Origin of the sequence: Azospirillum aestuarii (assembly GCF_016632405.1) — a bacterium.
Taxonomy (GTDB): Bacteria; Pseudomonadota; Alphaproteobacteria; order Azospirillales; family Azospirillaceae; genus Azospirillum; species Azospirillum aestuarii.
This window is the reverse complement of the sequence record NZ_JAEPIV010000090.1, coordinates 1-1,401: the sequence shown is the minus strand read 5'-3', so window position 1 is coordinate 1,401 and position 1,401 is coordinate 1. Positions and strand designations below refer to the sequence as shown.

1 protein-coding gene is annotated in these 1,401 nt (G+C 71.4%); it reads right to left on the bottom strand.

The genetic code is table 11. From position 1 onward, the window contains the following. The coding region (locus JJL56_RS32730; RefSeq protein WP_425599167.1) for a beta strand repeat-containing protein at positions 1 to 1,401 on the bottom strand (1,401 nt) is incomplete at both ends.

The window sequence follows — 1,401 nt, the reverse complement described above, 5'->3', positions numbered from 1 at the left end:
CCGTCCCGTTGAAGGTGATCGTGCCGTAGCCCGCATCCACCAGCGTGGTCCCAGCCAGAGTCGTCGCACCGTTGAAGGTGATCGGGCTGTTGAGCGAACTGTAGGCGCCGTTGAGCGTCGTGGCGGCGCCGTGGGTCTGGGCGCCCGTGGTGGTGACGTCCAGGAAGCTGACCGTGGCGCCCGCGTTGGTGGTCAGGCTGGCCAGAGCCGTCGTGCCGCCCACCGCCGCGTTGAACTGCGTCGTCCCCGTCCCGGCGATGGTCAGCGCCTGGGCGCCGTTCACCGCGCCGTTGAAGGTGGCCGTCCCGGCGTTCACCGTCGTCGCCCCGGCCAGCGTGGCCGCCGCGTTGGCGGTGACCGTGCCGCCCGTGTAGGTGCCGTCCAGCGTCACCGCGTCGTTGTAGGTCTGCGCGCCCGTCGTCGTCACCGACTTCACGCTGCTGGTGCCGGTGGCGTCGGTGGTCAGGCTGGCCAGAGCCGTCGTGCCGCCCACCGTGCCGGCGAACTGCGTCGTGCCCTTGTTGTTGACCGCCAGGGCATGGGCACCGTCCACCGTGCCGGCGAACAGCACGCTCGACCCGCCGTTGACCGTCGTGTCGCCGGCCAGCGTCGCCGCACCGTTGGCGGCGAAGTTGCCGCTGCCGGTGGTGTAGGTGCCATTCAGCGTGACCGCGTCGTTGTAGGTCTGTGCGCCTGTCGTGGTGACGGTGCGCAGGCTGCTGGTGCCACCGGCGTCGGTGGTCAGGCTGGCCAGCGCCGTCGTGCCGCCCACCGTGCCGCTGAACTGCGTCGCGCCCTTGCTGTTGATGACCAGGGCCTGGGCGCCGTCCACCGTGCCGGCGAACAGAACCGATCCGCCGTTCACCGTCGTCGCCCCGGCCAGCGTCGCCGCACCGTTGGCGGTGAAGGCGCCGCTGCCGGTGGTGTAGGTGCCGTCGAGCGTCACCGCGTCGTTGTAGGTCTGCGCGCCGGTGGTCGTCACCGATTTCACGCTGCTGGTGCCGCCGGCGTCGGTGGTCAGGCTGGCGAGCGCCGTCGTGCCGCCGACCGTGCCGGTGAACTGCGTCGTGCTCTTGTTGTTGATGACCAGGGCGTAAGCACCGTCCACCGTACCGGCGAACAGAACGCTCGACCCGCCGTTGACCGTCGTGTCGCCGGCCAGCGTCACCGCACCATTGGCGGCGAAGGCGCCGCTGGTGGTGGCGTAGGCGCCGTTGAGCGTCGTGGCGGCGCTGTGGGTCTGGGCGCCCGTGGTGGTGACGTCCAGGAAGCTGGCCGTGGCGCCCGCGTTGGTGGTCAGGCTGGCCAGAGCCGTCGTGCCGCCCACCGCCGCGTTGAACTGCGTCGTCCCCGTCCCGGCGATGGTCAGCGCCTGGGCGCCGTTCACCGCGCCGTTGAAGG